Origin of the sequence: Rhizobium ecuadorense (assembly GCF_001187535.1) — a bacterium.
Classification (GTDB): Bacteria; Pseudomonadota; Alphaproteobacteria; order Rhizobiales; family Rhizobiaceae; genus Rhizobium; species Rhizobium ecuadorense.
This window is the reverse complement of sequence record NZ_LFIO01000827.1, coordinates 1-254: the sequence shown is the minus strand read 5'-3', so window position 1 is coordinate 254 and position 254 is coordinate 1. Positions and strand designations below refer to the sequence as shown.

At 56.7% G+C, this 254-nt stretch carries 1 pseudogene; it reads right to left on the bottom strand.

From position 1 onward, the window contains the following. Positions 1-205: pseudogene (locus AF337_RS14495) on the bottom strand (HAD family phosphatase); the annotation flags it as partial. Positions 206-254 lie beyond the last annotated feature (49 nt).

The window sequence follows — 254 nt, the reverse complement described above, 5'->3', positions numbered from 1 at the left end:
CATCCTTGCCGAACCGGGCCAACAAAAGTTCGCGGACACTGGAAGCCGGCAAACCAATGGTTTCAAGATAGGCCGGCAGAGGCAATTCGAAGCCTGCATTCCGTGCAGCCGTGATCGTGGCATCGCGATACAGAGCTTCGGTATCGAACATCAAACCGTCCATGTCGAACAGGACGGCTTTGGGAGTACGGGGCAGGCGCTGCATGTATGGCTTTCGACAGTGGGGATCCGCTTGACTGTATACTGCCTTGCCG